This window comes from Haloarchaeobius ordinarius, assembly GCF_051801355.1.
Classification (GTDB): Archaea; Halobacteriota; Halobacteria; order Halobacteriales; family Natrialbaceae; genus Haloarchaeobius.
In genome coordinates, this window is record NZ_CP196560.1 from 1,210,087 (window position 1) to 1,229,187 (window position 19,101).

The window sequence follows — 19,101 nt, forward strand, 5'->3', positions numbered from 1 at the left end:
GGCGGTGGTGGCGAGGCGTCGTGACTGGTCGCGGACAGGCCGCAGGCATATCGCTTATACGCTTCTGTCGGTATTCTCCGAGTATGCCCAAGATAAGCGTCGAGATTCCGCAGGAACTCCTCGACGACCTCGACGACCACGTCGGCGACGACGGGAAGTTCGTGAACCGGAGCGACGCCATCCGGTCGTCGATCCGGAAGAACCTCGACATCCTCGACGAGATAGACGCCCGCCACGACCGACTCGACGACGACTCGTAGCCGGTTCTATCCCGCATCGAGGCACGCTACGGCCGGTCGACGCCGGTGAACGTGAAACGAGCACCACCGGACGCGCTGTCCGTGATGTCGACCGTCCAGCCGTGGCCCTCGGCGACCTGCGAGACGATAGCGAGCCCGAGTCCGGTTCCGTCGGACCCGGAGTAGCCGGATTCGAGCACCTGCTCGCGCTCGTCTTCGGGGATGCCGTCGCCGTCGTCCGCGACGAAGAACCCGTCCTCCCCACAGCGGCCGACGGTGACGGTCACGTCCGACCCGCCGTGTCCTACGGCGTCACCAGACTGGTTCTGGTGGCCTGTCGAGCCGTGCTCGATAGCGTCTTCGGCCTCGCTGGAGGCTCGTGGAACGGCATGTTCCACGGCGTCACCAGACTGGTTCTGGTGGCCTGTCGAGCCGTGCTCGATGGCGTTTCGGAACAGGTTCTCCAGTAGCTGTGCGAGGCGGGATTCGTCGGCGAGCAGGTAGCCACAGTGGTCCCCGACCCGTAACGTCGCGTCCTGTGTCTCGACGCTGCTCCACGCCCGGTCGGCGGCGGCCCCGAGGTCGACGACGACGGTCTCGTAGGCGTCCCGCCCCTCGCGGGCGAGCTGGAGCACGTCCTCGACGAGTTCTTCCATCCGGTCCAGGGACTCGTCGATGGCTTCCACCGCGTTCTCGTCGACTGCCTCGTCGTCTCCCTCGAGTTCGCCGAGGTAGGCCTGTGCGACCCCGAGTGGGTTGCGAAGGTCGTGGCTCACGATGCTCGCGAACGTGTCGAGACGCTCGTTCTGGCGGCGCAAGGCGGCACGTGTCTCGGTCGCGTTGATGGCGTACGCGATGGTGTCGCCCAGCTCGGCGAGGACGGTGCGCTCGGTCTCGTCGAGCCCGTCAGAGGCCGTCGAGCCGAGGACGACGACGCCGTAGGTCGTCCCCTGGTAGGTGATGGGGACCGCGGCGACCGCCTGTGGTGTCTCGCTGGTCATCGACGCCCAGTCGTCGCAGGCCGCGACACCGCTCGCGACGGCAACGCTGTCGCCGTCGAGTGCGGCCGGGAGCGGTGTCGCATCGGCCGGCATCGCGTCGCGTTCGTCGCCGTCACAGACCACCGCGGCGGTCGTGAGCGTCCCGGTGCCCGGTGTCCCCCACCAGGCGAACGAGTAGCCCCGGTCGCCGGCCAGCTGGGCGCACACCGTCGTCTCTATCTCGCTCCGGTCGGCCGCGCGGACGAGCGACTGGTTCACGTCCCGGATGACCTCGTTGATGCGAGCCTGCCGCTCGGCGCGACGGTCGGCTCGCCGGTACTCGACGGCGCGCTCGATGCGGTCGATGAGGCGCTGGTAGGACTGTTCGGCGGCGGTCCGGGGCACGTATTCGGTGACCCCGCGGGCGATTGCTGTCTCGGCGATGGCCTCGTTCCCCACGTCGGTGAACAGGACGAACGGGAGGTCGCCGTCGACCTCGCGGACGGTCTCGAGGAGTTCGAATGCCCCGACGAACTCGATGCCGTCCGGGCGGGGTATCTCGAAGTTGCTCACGACGCAGTCGATGTCGCCGGTCTCGACGACCCCTCTGGCGTCGGAGACGTCGCTGGAGAGGCGAAGACGCATCTCGTCCGTCTGGTCCTCGATGTGGCGGACGGTCTCGGCTGCGGACTCCAGTCGGTCTACCACCAGCACGTCGATGGCGTCCGACTTCATTACCCACCTCGATGCGAGGGGCCGGTAAAAGCGTTCGGCCCACGTGTTTTATTTGGTCGCCCGCCTCTTCCGGGGTATGGAGGGGATGGTCACCGTCGAGCACGGCCGCGAGGCGGCGCTCGACAGACTCGCCGACCACGTCGCCGCGGCCGACCGCGAGGTGGTCTTGCTCGTGCCAGCAACCGTCGTCGAGTACCTCGAAGACGAACTCGCGGCCGCCCGCGAGCGTGGCGTGCTCGTGGCGGTGCTGTTCGCCGGCGGAGAGCAACTCACGCCGGCTACACTGGCGCGGACGACGAGCGTCGCCCGCCGCTGGGACATCGCCGACGGTGGTCTGAGCATCGCCGCGTTCGACGGCGAGGCGTCGATGGTCGCCGGGCCCGGGGCGCTCACCACGGACAAGGCTCTGCGGACCGTCTTCCTCGCCGACCAGTTCTTCGAGGGCCTCGCGTTCAGCGCGTGCTTCGGGAACTTCTGGCCCGTGGCCGAGGACCTGTACACCGCCGACCCGGAGCCACTGCCGCGGACCTTCGTGAGCCTCCGCCACGCCGCCTGTACGGCGGCGCTGCATCTCCGAGATGGCCGGGCACTCACGGCTACCGTGGAAGCGGTCGAATCCGAGACCGGCGAGCAGCGAACGCTATCCGGACAGGTAATCAACGCCAGACAGAGCATCGTTTCGCCCATCACGGCCTCGTTCCCGCTGGAGAACAGCCTCATCCTCTCGTCGCCGTTCGGCCGGGTGAGCGTCGGCGATGAGGGCGCGTTCTTCGAGGACTACGGCGCGAACGAGGTCAAACTCACGCGGCGGGAGTGAGCTACTCTTCGCTCCCCGTTCTGGACTGGAGATTCTCACTTCGCTCGAATCTCCCTGCTGCTCGCGGCTTCGCCGCTCGCATTTCGAGGTTCTTCGTTACTCCTCGTCGACCGGTTTCGCGAAGCCAAAGCGCGGCTTCAGCCCCGTCACCTCGATGTCGAGCGTGTCGCCCGTCTCGACACCCTCGACGAACAGCGTGTACCCTTCGACCTTCGCGATGCCGTCGCCCTCGCTGCCCACGTCCTCGATGGTGACGGTGAGCACGTCGCCCTCGCGGACCGGCGCAGTCAGGCGGTGCTTGGCGATGAGGTACGTCTCGGAGGACTCGTCACGCGACGCCTTCGGCGTCGTCGTGCGGACGTACTGGAACTCCTCCTCCATGTCTTTCCGGAGGTCGTCGACATCCGGGCCCTGGAACACCTTCACGGCGAAGTCGCCGCCGGTGTCGAGCACGTCCAGTGCGGTCTCGAACGCCTGCCGGGCGAGGTAGACGGAGCGGGCGTGGTCGAGGTTGTACTCGCCAGTCATGTTCGGTGCCATGTCGGAGATGACCACGTCGACCTCGCCGCCGGCGAGTTCTTTCACTCGCTTTTTGGTCTTCTCTTCGGTCATGTCGCCCTTGATGGTCTCTATCTCGGCGTCGTACTCGTCGCCGAAGCCCTTGATGCGCTGGAAGTCCACGCCGATGACCTTCCCGCCCTCGCCGACCTCCTCGGCGGCGACCTGGATCCAGCCGCCCGGGGCCGCGCCCAGGTCGACCACCGTGTTACCGGGGCCGAACAGGCCCTCGCGCTGGTCGAGCTGTTTGAGCTTGAAGGACGCTCGCGTCCGGTAGCCCTGCTGTTTCGCCCTGTTGTACCATTGGTCCTTGCGCGCCATAGTCGATTGTAGAGGAGTATCGGGCCGAGTCGGTTAGGGGTGTCGCATCGTGTTCGTAGCGCTCTGGGAGCGGTTCACGCGGTGGTTCTCGTAGCGCGCCTGGAGTAGAAGCGACGGGGACCGGGGCCGGTGGACTGGAACGATGTCGCTGACTCCCTCGCCCACGCACACACGCGGGTGAAAGGGTGTCTTTTTAGGGCCCGATTTCGTACCCTGACTCAACATGTTCAAGGCCATCGTGAGCGCGGAGACGCTCAAGACGACGCTCGACTCCGTGAGCGTCCTGGTGGACGAGTGCAAGATCCACCTGAACGACGACGGGCTGGAGATTCGTGCCGTGGACCCGGCGAACGTCGGGATGGTCGACCTGCGGCTCTCCGCCAGCGCGTTCGAGTCCTACGAGGCAGACGGCGGCATCATCGGCGTCAACCTCTCGCGACTCGAAGACATCGCGGGCATGGCGGACTCGGGCCAGCTGGTCGAACTCGAACTCGACGAGGAGACGCGCAAGCTCCACATCCAGATAGACGGGCTGGAGTACACGCTCGCACTCATCGACCCGGACTCCATCCGCAAGGAACCGGACATCCCGGACCTCGACCTCCCCGCGGCGGTCAAGATCGAAGGCAAAGACATCAACCGCGCCGTCAAGGCCGCGGACATGGTCTCTGACCACATCGCACTGGGCGTCGATGCCGACGCCGGCCTGTTCTACGTCGACGCGGAGGGCGACACCGACGACGTCCACCTCGAACTCGACGAGACGGACCTCATCGACCTGCAGGCGGGCGAGGCCCACTCCCTGTTCAGTCTGGACTACCTCAAAGACATGGACAAGGCCATCCCGAAAGACGCCGAGGTCACGCTCGAACTCGGCGAGGAGTTCCCGGTCAAGCTCTACTTCGACATCGCCGAGGGCCAGGGGACGGTCCTGTTCGTGCTCGCACCGCGCATCCAGAGCGACTGAACCTCTCTTTACGTCTCACTCGTTTCCCACGCCGCGTAGCCGAGCGCGGCGGCGACCGGACACACCAGACTCCCGACCGCGAACAGCAGTGCTGGCGACAGTGACCACTCCGGGAGGATGGCGAGGCCGCCGACGATGGCCGCCGCAATCGCGCCGGTGAGCAGTGCGACCTCGGTGTCGCCCCCGCCGAGGGCGACCCCGGCGACGAAGGCGTGCCCGGCGGCGAGGAACGTCGCGCCGAGTGCGAGCACGACGGGCCAGTCACCGACGAGCGCGAAGTAGGCGAGGATGGGGAGGACGCTCACGACGACCGGCCAGCCGTAGCGGCGGACGTTCGCGAGGACGGGGGCGTACCGGTCGGTTGAGGACTCGGTCGCTGTCATACGTGTCGGTTGGGAAACGGCTGTAAAAAACGTTCGCTGTCGGGTGGTTCAGAGACTCCGGTCGATGACCGCTTTCGCCTCCCGCGCTGCCTGCTTCCAGCCGTAGCCCGCCTCGAAGACGTGCCGTTTCGAGTCGACGAGGTCTTCGGGCGTCTCCTCGGCGAAGCCGCCGCGTCGCCAGGTGCCGGATTCGTCGAGCCACTCCAGCACCTGCTCGCGTGTCTCCTCCCAGGTCAGGCCCACCATCTCGTAGTAGGCGACCATCGCGAACACGCTGTTGTCGTGACAGCCCGGCACCGAGCCTTTCTCGTAGATGGTCTGGAGGGGCTCGTACTGCGGTCTGGTGAGCCGCTCGCGGTACTCGTCCGGGTCCAGCAGTTCCAGACGCTCCCGGCGCTCCTCGACGCGCTGGACGTTGCGCAGGTACCGCAGGGCCCCGTGGTGGAGTCGGTCCCACTGCGCGAACTCGTCGACGGCGTCGCGGAGTTCGTCCTCGCCGGTGACGCCGCCCGAGAGGACGGCCAGAAGGTCCGCGTAGGCCTTCTCGACGTCGTGCCACTCGACGCCGGCGAACTCGCAGTCCGGGTCGTGCAGGTCGTTCGTGCTCCGACAGTCCGGACAGGGATACTCGAAGTGACGCGCCACTGGTCGAGAGAGTGGGAGGGGAAACAAAGAGCCTACTGGTTCGTCGATGGGTTTATTTCCTCCCGAGAGATGACAGCTAGAATAGATGCACGTCCGTCACTTCCGCTACCTCGGTGTCCTCCTGTTGCTGGTCCCGACTGGCTTCCTCGCGGTGTTCGGGTTGGAGTCGCTCTGGGGCGTCTCGACTGCGGTCTGGATCGGCTGTACCCTGCTGGCTGGCGTCGGGTTCGTCCTCGCCGGGTCCGACCGTGGGCCACTCGACCGACGGTGGCAACTGGCGGGGTCGTACCTTCTGGTCGCGCTGGCGACACTCGCGAACGTGGCCGACACCCTCGTCTCCGGCGGCCTGACCCTCCCGGAACCGTTCGCCCTGTTCTCCCTGCTGATGGCCATCTGTTTCGGCTACTTCGCGTACGCTATCGGGACCGACACCGGTGCCTTCGAGTTCGACTTCGGCGGGTGAGTTCCGCCGATAGACTGGTCACCCAGTCGAAACGTGTCAACATAACTCACATGTTGCTTATGCTTCCTACCGGTGTTCCGAACGTATGCGCCGACGTGTGTTCCTCCCGCTCGGGAGTACCCTGTTTCTGGCACCCGTCTGGCTGACGCTCGCGGTCGGGCGCGACCTGAGCGCCCATCCGGCGGTCGGTATCCCGGTCGCACTCTTCGTCGTCGCGGCGGTCTCACTGGCGCTCATCGGCGTCGAGTCGCGGCGGTTCGACCCCGCACGACTCCTGTTCCTCGCGCTGGTCAGCGCCGGCACCGCCATGTTCGTGAACCCGTTCCTGGCCGCAGTGACCGGGTCACCCGCGGACGCCTTCGGTCCGGCCGGAGCGCTCGTGGTCGGGGCGCTCGCGCTGTTCCTCGCCGCTGTCTCGGTCGCCAGTGAGCCGAACAGCGTCGTCGTCGGAGCGTGATTCGTCGCCGGCTACTCCCGGACGAACGCGACCAACAGCCCGAGCACCGGGACGAGCAACAGCCCACCGACGACGAACGGGACCCAGTGGAACGCGAACGCGTACAGTCCAGCCATCGCGGGTGGGCCGACGGTTCGGCCCAGGCTCCCCGCGCCCTGTGTCACCCCGAAGGCGCTGCCCTGTGACTCGGCACTCGCCGATTTCGACACCAGCGCGCCGAGCGCCGCGTTCAGCAGGCCGTTGCCGAACGAGAGCAGCGGCAGGACCAGCACGACCGCCAGCGCGCCCGCGGGGAGCGGTCCGACCGAGGGGAGCAACGCGCCGAGCGTCGGCGCGAACGGGATGGCCGTCACTGCGAGCGCCAGTGCTCCCCCACCCAGCACGGCCATGCGTTCGTCGCCGATGCTCGCCGAGACCTTCCCGACCAGTCCCGCCTGCACGATGACGCCGAGCACGCCCACGTAGGTCATGAACAGCGCGGCCTGCTCGGACTGGTACCCGAAGGTGTCCGCGAGCCACGGGATGAACGCGATGGTGACCCCCGAGAACGCGACCGAGACGAGGAAGAAAGAGAGCACCAGCCCCCGAAGGGCCGGGTCGGCCAGCGCGGTCCGGAACTGCCCGACCATGGTCTGGCGCTCGCCCGTCGGGCGCAACCGGTCCGGTTCGGGGAGGAACGCCAGCGCGACGCCCACGCCGAGCAGGGACATCCCGGCCGCGGCGAAACTGGGGATGGAGAACTGGGTCGCGGGGATGGCCGCCGGGAGCACGTCCCGCGCCGTCGAGACGACCGGGTCGCTGGCGAAGAACCCGCCCAGCGCGGGCCCGAAGATGAACCCGAGTGCGAACGCCGCCCCGAGGATGCCCAGCGCCTTCGCTCGTTCCGCCGGTGGCGTCACGTCCGCGACGTAGGCCTGGGCGGTCGCGATGTTCCCGCCCATCGCTCCGGCGAGCATCCGCGCCAGAAACAGCATCCAGAGCGCCCCCGCGAGGCCGAAGACGGTCCACGCCACGACGCTCCCGAGCAGAGAGAGCACGAGCACCGGTCGGCGGCCGCGCTGGTCAGAGATGCGCCCGAGCCACGGCGCGGCCAGGAACTGCATGATGGAGTACGAGGCCGCGAGCAGCCCGATGTAGAAGTCGCTGACTGCGAACGACCGGACGTAGAAGGGCAGGATGGGGATGACGATGCCGAATCCCACGAGGTCGAGGAAGACGACGAGGACGACGACCGCCATCGAGCGCTTTCGGGGTATCTCGCTCGGGGTCGGAACTGCTTCCTGGGCGTGAGTCGCCGCCATTTGGTAGGGCGTCGCAGGGTGGCGGGTTAGGTGTTGGGTTGCTGTTTTCGGCTGGTCGCTGGTTCTTGGATGGGTTCGAATCGGTTGGTTTCCGAGACTCGCAGTTCACTCGCACTGGTGGCTATGACCGCACCACAGCCTCCCCAGCCGATTCGCTCCACTGCGTTCCGCTCATCCCTCGCGCGCTCCGCCGAACCCCTCGCCGCCGCTCGGGAACCGGCTCCGAATCGCGCGCCGACAGCCGGGTGAACAACCGGTGGGCGCGCGCTGCCAGCATGCCGAGCGTGAGCGAGGCTTCTGGGCGATGTCGTGCGAGGGACGAGCACCGCAGGCCTGTGGCCGAGGAGCACAGTCGGCTGGGGAGGGCGAGGTGCGGTGCTGTGCGGGGCGGTTTCCACCGGCATCGGCGCGAGCACGCTGCTCGTCGAATTCACTCACGGTACCTGGTGGCCACCGAAGGTCTGAATCGGCCGACTCGAAAAACAAACGCTCACCCCGCTGAACTCACGACTGCCAGGTCAGACAGGTCGCCGCCCAGGTGTATCCGGTCCCGGCGGCGAGAAACAGCACCGAGTCACCGGACTCCACCAGCCCTCTGTCCAGCCCCTCCGACAGCGCCAGAATCTGGTCGGCGGACTGGACGTGGCCGTAGTCGTCGAGGTAGTAACTCTCCGAGTCGGGGTCACAGCCGAGTTCGGCACACACCAGTTCGTGAAACGACCGCTTCATGTGCGTCAGCGCGACGAAGTCCACGTCCTCGACACCCGAGCGGGCCATCGCCGTCTCGGCCACGTCCAGGAAGTTCGGGAGGCTGACCTCGGCGAGTCGCTCCTTCATCGACTGCTGGTCCGGTACGTCGAGGGTGTGCAGCCCCTGCCGGACCGTCTCGCCGCTGGCGGGCCGTTCCGAGCCCCCGGCGGGCATCACCACGTCGCGGGAGAACGACCCGTCGGTGAGTGCGGCGCTCTCGTGGACGTGGGCGCGAACCCGGTCCGACTCGGCAGCCGACTCCAGCACCATCGCACTCGCGCCGGAGCCGAAGTTGAACATGAACGACGACCGCTCGTTGTCGTAGTCGATGAGGTCTTCCTCACGGCTGGCCGTCACGAGCAAGACGGTGTCGACGTGGTCGGCGAGCAGTTGTGCCTTCACCTGCCGGATGGCGATGGGCGCACCGGCACAGAGCGAGTAGCTCTCGGTCGCGAACGCCGCCGAACACCCGAGACGCTCTGCGATGTCGGCCGCCGCCGACCAGACGATGTAGTCCTTGTACTCGCTGCCGTGGTACAGTACGAGGTCCACGTCTTCGGGAGCTACGTCGGCGTCCGCGAGTGCCTCGCGCCCCGCCGCGACGCTCATGTCGCTACAGTGGTCCGAATCGGGCGGACAGACGTGTTTGCGCCGAAGACCCATCTTCTCCGTGACCACGTCTTCGGGAATCCCGCTCCGGGCGGCGATCTCCTCGCCCGAGACGGTCTCGTCGGGGACGAACGTCCCGAAGCCGGTGAGGGCGACCGTCTCGAAAGACGCGTCCCGGGCCATCCCCGGGGTCACTGCAGGTACCTCTGGACGTGCGCCGGCAGTCGCTTCGCGACCGTCCCGCCGAGGCGTGCCCGGAGGGTGCCGAGCAGGCCGTGGGGGACGTAGAGGACGAACACGACGAACAGCAGGCCGATGTAGAGCCCTGCTCGCCCGTTCAGGAACACCTCGATGCCCTCACCGACGGTGAACCCGTTCCAGAGCACCGTGTCGAGGGTGCCCTGACCGAGGCTCTGACGGAGGTACGGGAGCAGGCCGCCGCCCTCCTTCGAGAGGAACTCGTGCAGGCCCTCGTGGAACAGGCGACCGAACAGCGGGCCGGCGAGGGTGCCGAACCCGCCGATGATCGACGCGAGAAGGGCGTCACCCGCCGCGAGGAAGTAAAAGGAGTTCTCGGGCGCGACCGAGCCCTTGAACCCGGCGAGCAGGCCGCCGCCGATGGCTCCGAAGAACCCGGAGATGGCGAACGCGCCCATCTTCACCCGGAAGGTGTCGTACCCGACGGCGCGGGCGCGTTCCTCGTTCTCGCGGATGGCGACCATCGCGCGGCCGAAGGGCGAGTGGAGGATGCGCTGCATCGCGAAGTAACACACCACGACGACGAGGCCGACCATGTAGTACGACACCTCGGTCGGGTCGAGCGCGATGGTGTGGCTGATGGGCTTCAGGAACCCGAGGCCAGTCAACTGGACGAAGTCCATCCCCCAGACGAACTGGTCGCCGAGCAGGCGGCCGATGCGCATGTTCAGGGCGTCGACGTACGGGACGCCGATGGCGAAGCCCTCCTGGATAGCGGCGGAGACGCCGTCTTGCGGGCTCTCGGAGACGTAGTCCCAGTTCGAGAACAGGACGTAGAGAATCTGGGAGAACCCGAGGGTTATCATCGCGAAGTACACGCCCGAGAGACGGAACGACACCGCCCCGAGGACCAGGGCGAGCGAGGCCGCCAGCAGGCCGGCGACGACGAGGCTCACCATGAACGGCGTGTTCGCACCAAGAACCGGGACCTTCCCGTTGGCGACGAGGATGACGAAGTACGCGCCGAGGCCGTAGAACGCGGCGTGGCCGAACGAGAGGTAGCCGGTGTAGCCGCTGATGAAATCGAACGACATGGCGAACAGGCCGAAGTAGAACACCGTGACCATGGTGTCCACGCGGGGGAGGAACATCGCCATCTCCGCACCGACCGGGGATTCGAGCAGGAAGGTGTAGACGAACGGGTACAGCCCGAGAGCAAGGATGACCGCGAGGTGGACAGACTGCTCGCGGGCGTACTGGAGCAGGTAGTGCTCGTCGGTGGAGTCGGCGGTTTGCGTGGCCGCGCCGGACCGTGTGGACTCCCCTGTCGAGGACTCCGCGGTCGCGTCGCTAATGGCCGCCCACCTCCTCGACGCCGTACAGGCCCTGCGGTTTCACGACCAGCATCACCACGAGGATGAGGAATATCATCAGCTCCGGCAGGGCGGAGAAGCTCACGATGTCGCTGGTGAACAGTTCCGTGGTGAGGGCGTCGACGAACCCGACGAGGATTCCGGCGACGACGGTCCCCCGGAACGTCCCCAGCCCGCCGACGATGACGACGACGAACGCGGGCAACAGCACCTCGGCCCCGAGGCCGATGCTGGCGGCCCACGCCACGTCCCACATCAGCAGTGTGCCGGCGATACCGGTGACGCCGACGCCGATGCCGAAGACGACGGTGAACGCCTGTCGGATGTTGATGCCGAGCGCCTCGGCCATCTCGGCGTCCTCGCTCCCGGCGCGGATGTACAGCCCGTACCGGGTCCGGGTGAGGAACGCCCAGAGGCCGGCGACGACGAGCGCCCCGAACACTATCTCGAACAGTTCGAGGCCGTCCACGCGTGCCCCGAGCAGGAGGAAGCTGTTCTCCGGGGACAACAGCGCGGGTTTCGTGCCGAGAGCCTCCTGCCAGTCCGTGGTCGGCTGCATGTCGTAGAACTGGAGCACCATCCGGAGGACCTCTTCGAGCACCAGCGTCACGCCGAAGGTGAGCAGTATCTGGTACAGCGGCGGCCGGTCGTACAGCGGCCGGATGAGCCTCACTTCGAGCAGGCTCCCGAAGCCGGTCAGGAGCGCGAACACCACGACGACCGCGACGAAGAACATCGCGAGGCGGGCGAGGTCGCCGCTCGCCTGCGAGACGAGCGTCACCATCAGCAGGCCGCCGAGGTACGCCCCGATGGTCGTCAACGAGCCATGGGCGAAGTTGAGCACGCCCATCAGGCCGAAGATGAGCGTCAGCCCGGCGGCGATCATGATGTAGAGTGACGCCTTCGCGAGGCCGTCGAGGGCGATGCCGACGAGAACGCCGAGGTCGGCGAAGTGCAGGACGGCGTCGACGAGCGAGACGAGCGGAATCGCCTCGGCGGCGGTTGCAGGACTCACGTCAGGTACCTCCGTATCTCTTCGTCGTCCGCACTGACTCCCTCCGTGGTATCGGTGTGGACGACCCGGCCGTTGTCCATCAGGTAGAACCGGTCGGCGAGGTCCATCGCCAGCGGGAAGTTCTGCTCGACGAGCAAGAGCGAGGCGTCCTCCGAGACCGACCGGAGCGCCTGTGCGACGTTCTCGACGATCTGCGGGGCCAGCCCCTCACTCGGTTCGTCCACCAGTAAGAGGTCGTTCTCGCCCACGAGGCCGCGGGCGATGGCGACCATCTGTTGCTGTCCTCCGGACAGATTGCCGGCCTTCTTCTCGCGGAACTCGGTGAGGTCAGGGAACGCCGAGAACGCGGTCTCAAGGTGTGAGTCGACGTTCTCTCCGTCTTTGACCGCGACACGGATGTTCTCCTCGACGGACAGTTGCGAGAACATCCGGCGGTCCTCGGGAATCCAGCCCATGCCGGCGCGGGCGACCTCGTGGGTCGCCGAGCCGGTCACGTCCTCGCCGCGGAGGCTGACCGTGCCCTCCCGGGGCGGCGTGAGTTGCAGGGCGGTCCGGAGCGTCGTCGTCTTCCCGACGCCGTTTCGCCCCACGAGGGCGACCGTCTCGCCGGGGTCGACGTGCAGTGAGACCCCTTCGAGGATGTGGCTCTCACCGTAGTAGGTGTGGACGTCAGAGAGTTCGAGCAGGTGGGCCGCGGAGCCGTCTCGACTCATGCGGCACCACCTTCGCTCTCGCCTGCGGAACCCGTCTCCGAACTCGCGACGTGCTCGGCGTCGGCGTCGTACCCGCCGAGGTACGCCTCCTGTACGTCCTCGTCCTCGCGGACGGCCTCGGGGTCGCCGTCGGCGATGAGGCTGCCGCGGTGCAACACGGCGATGCGGTCGGCGAGGTCCATCACCACGTCCATGTTGTGCTCGACGAGCAACACCGAATGGTCGGCCGAGACGTCCCGGATGAGGTCGACGATGTCGCCGACGCTCTCGGAGGAGACGCCCGCGGCCGGTTCGTCCAGCAACAGCACGTCGGGGTCGCCCGCGAGGGCGATACCGAGTTCGAGCTGGCGCTTCTCGCCGTGGCTGAGGTTCTGTGCGACCGTCTGTGTCTTCCCGCCCAGCCCGACGCGGTCGAGGATGGCCTCGGCCTCGGCGACGAACTCGGGGAAGGCGTCGACGTTGCGCCAGAAGCGCACCGTCGCGTCGCTGTGGGCCTGGGCGGCCACGCGGACGTTCTCCAGGACCGTCGCGGTCGGGAAGACGTTCGTTATCTGGTACGAGCGGTGGAGCCCGACCGACGCGGTCTGGTCGGGCCCGTAGTCCGTGATGTCTCGCCAGTCGCCATCGACGCGGAACTCGACGCGCCCCTCGGTGGGGGAAAGCGCCCCCGTGAGCAGGTTGAAGAACGTCGTCTTGCCGGCCCCGTTCGGGCCGATGAGCGCACAGCACTCGTCGTCCGCCAGGCCGAAGTCCACGTCGTCGACTGCCGTCACACCACCGAACCGTTTCGTCAGGCCGCTCGTCCTGAGCAGCTGTGCGGCCATCGGCCTACAGCGAGCACCCCATCTGGTCGGAGTCTTTCGGGATGGTGACCTTGTCGGCACCGACGCGGGCGACCGGGTCGCCCGGCATGATGGCCGCGCCCCAGTTGGACTTCCACTCGTCGCTGGTCGGGACCGGGTACGCGACCGTCATCTCGGAGCGGGCCTGCCCGTTGTACTCCTGATAGGTGTACCCGTCGGGGCCCTTCGGGGTGTCCGCGACGGTCATACCCCGGAGCGCCTCCGCGATGTCCACGCCCTCGGTCGACCCGGACGCCTGGACCGCCTGGTGGACGGAAGAGGCCGCAGTGAACGTCCCCGAAGTGAACAGGTCGGGGACCTTCCCGTACGCGTTCGTGTACATGTCGACGAAGGCGCTGTTGATGTCGTTGTCGTACTGGTTCCAGTGGTAGCGAGTCGTGAAGGGCCCGACCTCGGCGTCCCGTATCATCTGGGCCGACAGCGGCGTCCCGAGGATGTTCTGGAGCACCGACCCCACGACGGAGTTCGTTATCTCGGTCGCGAACCCGCCGAAGACGCGCACGTCGTAGTTCGCCGCCGTGGTCATGAAGTTCGGCAGCGTGGCGACGGTGAACCCGCCGACGACGGCGTCCGCCCCGGAGTCGACGGCGGTCTGGAACAGGCCGTCGAACTCGGAGTAGCCCTGCGGGACGAACTTCTCGCCGGTGATGGTGATGCCGTTCTCCTCGAGGACGGTCCGGTAGTTGCCGACGACGGCCTTCCCGAAGGAGTAGTCCGCGCCCATCAGGAACACCTTCTCGATGTCGGTCTCGTTGGCGACGTAGGTGCCGCCGGAGCGGGCGTCCATCGCCGTGTTCTCGTTCGCGCGGAACACCTGGTTCGAGCAGGTGTTCTCGTTCGAGGTGATGTCGGCCGAGGCGGCCGGGCCCGCGATGAACGGGATGTCGACTGCCGGGGTCTTCACGACCGTCTCGATGACCCGGATGGCCGACGAGGACGAGGAGCAGCCAAAGAGCAGGTCGACCTCCTCGTTCTGGACGAGGTCGGTCGCGATGGTCTGTGCCTGGTCGGCCGAGAAGCCGGTGTCCTTGAAGTGCAACTCCCAGGTGACGTCGCCGTCCTCGACGGTCCGCGTCCCGGTCTTCACGTTCGTCAGCGGGTCTGTGTCGGTCCGATACGCCAGCCCCGAGAGGAAGCCCCAGATGGACTGCATCCCGTAGTACTGGAGGTCCCCCGACATCGGCTGCATGATTCCGACCTTGACTGTCCCCGACGCCGACATGTCCGACTGACTCGTCGTCTTGGTCCCGCCGTTGCCACCGCCACCACCACCGCCATCGGTGCCCTCGGTCGGGGTCGATTCGGTCGTGTCCGTTCCCTGTCCACCGCTCGTACACCCGGCGAGGCCGCCGACCCCGAGTGCACCCAACGTTCCCAGCATTCGTCTTCGTGAGATGTCCACGCGCGACATGGTAAGATGTATCGGGACATATCTGGCAAGAATTGCGAGGTTAACATATCAACCTCCGTCGAGAAGCAGGTGCAGGCGGCCGCTCCCACCCGCTACCGGTGTGCGACCGAAATCGCGACCGTCACTCGTCGAGTTCCGACAGCGCCTCGACGACGCGTTCGACCATCTTCTGCTGGCCGCGCCGGAGGTTCTTCGAGACGGCCGGTTTCGAGACGCCGAACTCGTCGGCGAGGTCGCCGAGGGTGGTCTCGCGCGGGCTCTCGAAGTACCCCTGACTGGCGGCGGTCTCCAGGGTCTTTCGTTCCACGTCCGAGAGGTCGCGACAGCCGTCGATGAGCGAGATGGCCGCGCCCGCGTTCCGCACGATGTCGTTCATCGACGGGAGCGTGGTCGCGTCCCGGTCGAGGACGGTGAACTCGTTGTGTTTCTCCAGTTCGGAGAGCGTGCCGTTCGCCCGCCCCTCGTCGTCGAAGCCGACGTGCCACATCTCGCTCCCGTCCTCGATGTAGAACGGGCCGGTGATGTAGCCGTCGTTGCGGCGGATGGTCTGCATCGCGTCCGTCTGGCCCATCAGCGTCTTCAGGTGCGCGACGTTCTCCCGTTTCGCGAGCAGGTCGATATCGTGCATCTGGTCGTGGTCCTGCAGCGCGTGCAGGCCGTTGTCGAGCGCTCCCCTGTCCGCCCCTTCGACGACCATCCGACACTCCAGCTCCTCCGCGACCGGGTGGAACTCCCAGTGGGCGGCCGCGAAGGCGACGTCGTGATCCGCAGTGGTGTCGATGAACGGGCAGTCGTACTGCTCCATGTCCATCGAGATGTCTATCATGATGGTGTGTGACTAGTACACAAACATCGAACTGATAGTTCATAAACGTTGTCTTCTCAGTGTGGGTGAGTGTCACGGCTGCTTGCAGTACCATGGTTGGCGGTGCTTTTGTCGACCCACGCACAAGGACTGGTATGCGTTCGACAGCACGATTCGTCGGCGTCGACGGGACGCCCGACGGCTGGGTCGCGGTGCGGTACGGTTCGGACGGGTTCGTGAGTGTGGCGCGATACGAGGATATCAGGAACCTCTGGGACGACAACGCGGACGCGGAGACGATTCTGGTGGACGTACCCATCGGGGTCGCCGAGGATGCGGCCGCGCGGGAGCCGGAGCAGGCGGCGCGGGACGTGCTCGAAGAGCGGACGAGTAGCGTGTTCAACGTCCCGATTCGGTCGGTGCTGGACGAGGCGGATTACCACGAGGCCAATCGGAAGCAGAAGGAGCGAATCGGCAAGGGGCTCATGCAACAGACCCACAACATTACGCCCCTGATTCGGGAGGTAGACCAGCTGTTGCTGGACGACGAGTCGGACGCGACACAGGACGTGCTCCGTGAGTCCCACCCAGAGGTCTGCTTCTGGGCCTTCAACGAGGAATCAGCCATGCAGTTCTCGAAGACCGGCCAGCCCGCGGCCGCGTTCTGGGAGCGGGTCACGGTTCTGGAGCGTATCGACGCCGACTTCATCGACGACCTCGTCGCGGCCGGACAGTCGGTCGCGGAGTGGGACGACCCCGCCCCCGAACTCTCGAACGACGACGTGCTCGACGCGTTCGTCCTGGCGCTGACGGCGAAAATCGGCCACGAAGACGGCTACCGGACGCTGCCGGAGGAGCCGACGATAGACAGGGAGAACCACAGGATGGAGATGGTGTACGCGACCCCGAACTGACTCACTCCTCGCCGAACCGCGCTTTCACCGCCTCCCGGTCTATCTTCGACGGCCCGGAGGTCGGCATCTCGTCGACGAACGCCAGCTGGCGTGGACGTTTGAAGCGCGCGAGTTTCCCCTCCAGGAAGCCCGTCAACTCCTCCAGGGTGAGGCTCTCGTCGCCCTCGACTACGGCCTTCCCGACCTGCCCCCACTGCTCGTCGGAGACGGGAATCACGACCACTTCGTCGACCTTTGGGTGTTTCGCGACGACGTCTTCGACCTCGGCGGGGTAGACGTTCTCGCCGCCGGAGACGTACATGTTCTTCTTGCGACCCTCGATGTAGACGTAGCCCTCGCTGTCGCGCCGGGCGAGGTCGCCGGTGCTGACCCACCCGGACGCGAAGGTGGCCTCGGTCTCTTCGGGCGCACGCCAGTACCCGCGGGCGGCGTGCGGGCTGGCGATTTCGAGTTCGCCGATATCGCCTTCTGGAACCGGCTCGCCCTCGCTATCCACGATGCGCACGTCCACGTGCATGGCTGGGACGCCGACGCTGTCGGCCTTCTCGTGGGGCCAGCCCTCTGGCATGGTGAAGTTGTTCGGACCGCACTCGGTGAGGCCGTAGCCCTGCGAGAGGTCGACGCCGCGGGACCACCACGCCTCCATGACGGCCTCGCGGCAGGGGCCGCCGCCCGATTTCGCGAACCGGAGCGTCGAGAGGTCGGCAGTCTCCCAGCCGTCGGCCTGGGTCATCATCCGCAAGACGGCGGGGACCGCGACGAGGACGGTCGCGTCGCGCTCGTCGACGATTCGGAGCACTTCGTCAGAATCGAACTCCCGGGCGATGACGACCTCCGCGCCGAGGTGGAACAGGGGGACGGTGAGGACGTTCCAGCCGCCGGTGTGGAACATCGGGAACACCATCGGTGTCACGTCCTCGGGGCGGAGTCCCCATGCGGTGATGGTGTTGAACGAGTTCCAGACGATGCTCCCGTGGGTGACGACGGTCTCCTTCGGGGTGCCGGTCGACCCGCCGGTGTGCAAGAACAGGTGCGGGTCGTCCATCGACAGGTCGGCGGTCTCGACCGGCGAGTCGTCGTCGGGGAGCGCGGCCAGGAATCCCGGGAACGAGGAGTCACCGAGGCCGAGGACGGGCCCATCGTAGTCACAGGCGTCGTGGGCCAGCGCGTCTGTCAGCAGGTCGTCGAAGGGGGCTTCGACCACGACGAGGTCGGGTCCGACGTCGGTGACCAGTTCGGCCACTTCCTGGGCCGCGAGCCGGTGCGAGAGCGGTGCGAGCACACCGCCGGTCTTGCCCGTCGCGAAGAACAGGTCCACGAGTTCGGGCCGGTTGCGCGAGATGGTGACGACGCGACCACCGGCTTCGCCCGTCGCCTCCGGGCCGCTGGCCACACCGTGCTCGCGGAGGAGTCTCGCAGTCCGGTTCGCCCGTCGGTCGAGTTCGGCGTAGGTGTACGCTTCACCGGTGGTCGCATCGCGCAGGCCGACCGCGTCCGGCGAGAGACTGGCGCGGCGCGCTGACCACGCGCCGACCCACTCGTAGGGTGTGGGGCTATGCTGCATCGGCCTCGACGTGCTCGCGGATATCGGCCGTCACGGCGTCCGGCGACTCGATGAAGAACAGGTGCGAGCCGTGCTCGTACAGGTCGAGACTGCTCTCGGGCAGGCGTTCGTGGAGTTGTACTCCGTTCTCGACCGGGAGGACGCGGTCGGCGGTCCCGTGTAGTACCAGTGTGGGAAGGGTGAGTTCGTCGAGCCACTGCGTGCTGTCGAAGGCGGCGACGGCACCCGCCTGAGCGAGCCGCGCCTCGGGCGGGGCATCGGAGGTGAGTCGCCAGTCGAGTATCTCCTCGACCAGGTCGTCGTTGTCTTCCCAGAAGTCGTCGGACATCGCGGGCTGCATCTTGTACCGGATGGCTTCGCGCTCGTCGTACTCCTCGGGGACGTCGAACATCCGTCGCTGGGTCGCTTCCGGCGTCGGCACGGCTTCCTCGCCGCCGTGGGACGTACAGAGCAGGGTGAGTGTCTGGGCACGGTCGTAGTCGTAGGCGTACCGCTGGGCCGTCATCCCCCCCATGCTCGCCCCGACGACGTGTGCTGATTCCACGCCCTCGGCGTCGAGGACGGCCTCCAGGTCGCTGGCGAACGCCTCGATGCTGTAGGGAGACGTTTCCTGCCCCTCGTCCGGCCCCGGCGGTTCCGGGACGTCGGAATCCCCGGTCCCGCGGTTGTCGAAGACGATGGTCCGGTAGTCAGAGAGCCGTCGTCGCTGGAACCGCCACATCCAGCGCCCGTACCCGAGCCCCTCACAGAAGGCGATGACCGGGGCCTCTGCCGGCCCGTCGACCTCGTAGGCGATGTGGACCCCGTCGTCGTCCTTTTTCACGCGTTCCATGGCGCTGGCAACGACCGAGACGATAGAAAAGACCCCGTTTCATATGTTAACCCGTCACGCGCTCTGGTCGTCTCTCGCCTGCGGCGTGCCACTGAATGCCACGGCAGGCACGGCTTCACTGTCGAAGGACTCGGGGCCGTCAGGTTCAGGTTTCGCGCCGCCGGAGTTCGCACAGGTTGATATGTTAA

The 19,101-nt window shown here is 66.9% G+C and carries 20 protein-coding genes; 6 read left to right on the forward strand and 14 right to left on the reverse strand.

What is annotated here, in order from left to right:
* The first annotated feature begins 83 nt into the window (after positions 1 to 83).
* The gene (locus ACSC1R_RS06280; protein ID WP_261649384.1) at positions 84 to 260 is read left to right on the forward strand and encodes a CopG family transcriptional regulator; all 177 of its coding nucleotides are present in this window, start codon (positions 84 to 86) and stop codon (positions 258 to 260) included.
* 26 nt (positions 261 to 286) lie between these two features.
* On the opposite strand, the gene ACSC1R_RS06285 is transcribed toward ACSC1R_RS06280, so the two are convergent.
* Complete coding sequence (locus ACSC1R_RS06285; RefSeq protein ID WP_439028224.1) at positions 287 to 1,954, reverse strand: ATP-binding protein; 1,668 nt, start codon at positions 1,952 to 1,954, stop codon at positions 287 to 289.
* 76 nt (positions 1,955 to 2,030) lie between these two features.
* On the opposite strand from ACSC1R_RS06285, the gene ACSC1R_RS06290 reads away from it, so the two are divergent.
* The gene (locus tag ACSC1R_RS06290) at positions 2,031 to 2,771 is read left to right on the forward strand and encodes a TrmB family transcriptional regulator sugar-binding domain-containing protein (RefSeq protein WP_439028225.1); all 741 of its coding nucleotides are present in this window, start codon (positions 2,031 to 2,033) and stop codon (positions 2,769 to 2,771) included.
* A 96-nt stretch (positions 2,772 to 2,867) separates the two neighbouring features.
* Here ACSC1R_RS06290 and ACSC1R_RS06295 read toward each other — a convergent pair whose 3' ends face one another.
* On the reverse strand, positions 2,868 to 3,650 hold the full coding sequence (locus ACSC1R_RS06295; protein WP_439028226.1) for a 23S rRNA (uridine(2552)-2'-O)-methyltransferase: 783 nt from the start codon (positions 3,648 to 3,650) through the stop codon (positions 2,868 to 2,870).
* 223 nt (positions 3,651 to 3,873) lie between these two features.
* Here ACSC1R_RS06295 and ACSC1R_RS06300 point away from each other — a divergent pair, with 223 nt between their 5' ends.
* Entirely contained in the window at positions 3,874 to 4,617 is a 744-nt protein-coding gene (locus tag ACSC1R_RS06300) for a DNA polymerase sliding clamp (protein ID WP_439028227.1), read from the forward strand.
* 8 nt (positions 4,618 to 4,625) lie between these two features.
* Here ACSC1R_RS06300 and ACSC1R_RS06305 read toward each other — a convergent pair whose 3' ends face one another.
* The gene (locus ACSC1R_RS06305) at positions 4,626 to 5,000 is read right to left on the reverse strand and encodes a hypothetical protein (protein WP_439028228.1); all 375 of its coding nucleotides are present in this window, start codon (positions 4,998 to 5,000) and stop codon (positions 4,626 to 4,628) included.
* A gap of 48 nt (positions 5,001 to 5,048) precedes the next feature.
* On the reverse strand, positions 5,049 to 5,645 hold the full coding sequence (locus tag ACSC1R_RS06310; RefSeq protein ID WP_439028229.1) for a DUF7474 family protein: 597 nt from the start codon (positions 5,643 to 5,645) through the stop codon (positions 5,049 to 5,051).
* An 85-nt stretch (positions 5,646 to 5,730) separates the two neighbouring features.
* Between ACSC1R_RS06310 and ACSC1R_RS06315 the strand changes: the two genes are divergently transcribed.
* Together ACSC1R_RS06315 and ACSC1R_RS06320 are read left to right on the forward strand one after the other, a co-directional pair.
* On the forward strand, positions 5,731 to 6,108 hold the full coding sequence (locus ACSC1R_RS06315; protein WP_439028230.1) for a hypothetical protein: 378 nt from the start codon (positions 5,731 to 5,733) through the stop codon (positions 6,106 to 6,108).
* Between the two features lie 85 nt (positions 6,109 to 6,193).
* A complete protein-coding gene (locus tag ACSC1R_RS06320; protein WP_439028231.1) occupies positions 6,194 to 6,565 on the forward strand; it encodes a hypothetical protein in 372 nt (123 codons plus the stop codon).
* A gap of 11 nt (positions 6,566 to 6,576) precedes the next feature.
* Here the strand turns inward: ACSC1R_RS06320 and ACSC1R_RS06325 are convergent, their stop codons facing one another.
* The 8 genes from ACSC1R_RS06325 to ACSC1R_RS06360 form a co-directional block, all read right to left on the reverse strand.
* Positions 6,577 to 7,866, reverse strand: a complete 1,290-nt coding sequence (locus ACSC1R_RS06325; RefSeq protein WP_439028232.1) for an MFS transporter — start codon at positions 7,864 to 7,866, stop codon at positions 6,577 to 6,579.
* 504 nt (positions 7,867 to 8,370) lie between these two features.
* The gene (locus ACSC1R_RS06330) at positions 8,371 to 9,408 is read right to left on the reverse strand and encodes a 3-oxoacyl-ACP synthase (RefSeq protein WP_439028233.1); all 1,038 of its coding nucleotides are present in this window, start codon (positions 9,406 to 9,408) and stop codon (positions 8,371 to 8,373) included.
* Between the two features lie 8 nt (positions 9,409 to 9,416).
* Positions 9,417 to 10,580 (reverse strand): branched-chain amino acid ABC transporter permease, encoded by a 1,164-nt coding sequence (locus ACSC1R_RS06335; protein ID WP_439028234.1) that lies wholly within the window; start codon positions 10,578 to 10,580, stop codon positions 9,417 to 9,419.
* Between the two features lie 193 nt (positions 10,581 to 10,773).
* Positions 10,774 to 11,811, reverse strand: coding sequence for a branched-chain amino acid ABC transporter permease (locus tag ACSC1R_RS06340; protein ID WP_439028235.1), 1,038 nt, complete (start codon positions 11,809 to 11,811; stop codon positions 10,774 to 10,776).
* On the reverse strand, positions 11,808 to 12,524 hold the full coding sequence (locus ACSC1R_RS06345; RefSeq protein WP_439028236.1) for an ABC transporter ATP-binding protein: 717 nt from the start codon (positions 12,522 to 12,524) through the stop codon (positions 11,808 to 11,810). Before ACSC1R_RS06345 ends, ACSC1R_RS06340 begins: the two co-directional genes overlap by 4 nt.
* On the reverse strand, positions 12,521 to 13,336 hold the full coding sequence (locus tag ACSC1R_RS06350) for an ABC transporter ATP-binding protein (protein ID WP_439028759.1): 816 nt from the start codon (positions 13,334 to 13,336) through the stop codon (positions 12,521 to 12,523). The genes ACSC1R_RS06345 and ACSC1R_RS06350 overlap by 4 nt, the downstream gene beginning before the upstream one ends.
* A 16-nt stretch (positions 13,337 to 13,352) precedes the next feature.
* Positions 13,353 to 14,768, reverse strand: coding sequence for an ABC transporter substrate-binding protein (locus ACSC1R_RS06355; protein WP_439028237.1), 1,416 nt, complete (start codon positions 14,766 to 14,768; stop codon positions 13,353 to 13,355).
* A 151-nt stretch (positions 14,769 to 14,919) separates the two neighbouring features.
* Entirely contained in the window at positions 14,920 to 15,624 is a 705-nt protein-coding gene (locus ACSC1R_RS06360) for a helix-turn-helix domain-containing protein (protein ID WP_439028238.1), read from the reverse strand.
* Positions 15,625 to 15,758: 134 nt separating this feature from the next.
* Between ACSC1R_RS06360 and ACSC1R_RS06365 the strand changes: the two genes are divergently transcribed.
* Entirely contained in the window at positions 15,759 to 16,517 is a 759-nt protein-coding gene (locus ACSC1R_RS06365) for a DUF429 domain-containing protein (protein ID WP_439028239.1), read from the forward strand.
* Between the two features lies 1 nt (position 16,518).
* Here ACSC1R_RS06365 and ACSC1R_RS06370 read toward each other — a convergent pair whose 3' ends face one another.
* Positions 16,519 to 18,081 carry an AMP-binding protein gene (locus ACSC1R_RS06370; protein WP_439028240.1) on the reverse strand — a complete coding sequence of 521 codons (1,563 nt, stop codon included), beginning with the start codon at positions 18,079 to 18,081 and terminating at the stop codon, positions 16,519 to 16,521.
* On the reverse strand, positions 18,071 to 18,913 hold the full coding sequence (locus ACSC1R_RS06375) for an alpha/beta fold hydrolase (protein WP_439028241.1): 843 nt from the start codon (positions 18,911 to 18,913) through the stop codon (positions 18,071 to 18,073). Before ACSC1R_RS06375 ends, ACSC1R_RS06370 begins: the two co-directional genes overlap by 11 nt.
* Positions 18,914 to 19,101: the final 188 nt, after the last annotated feature.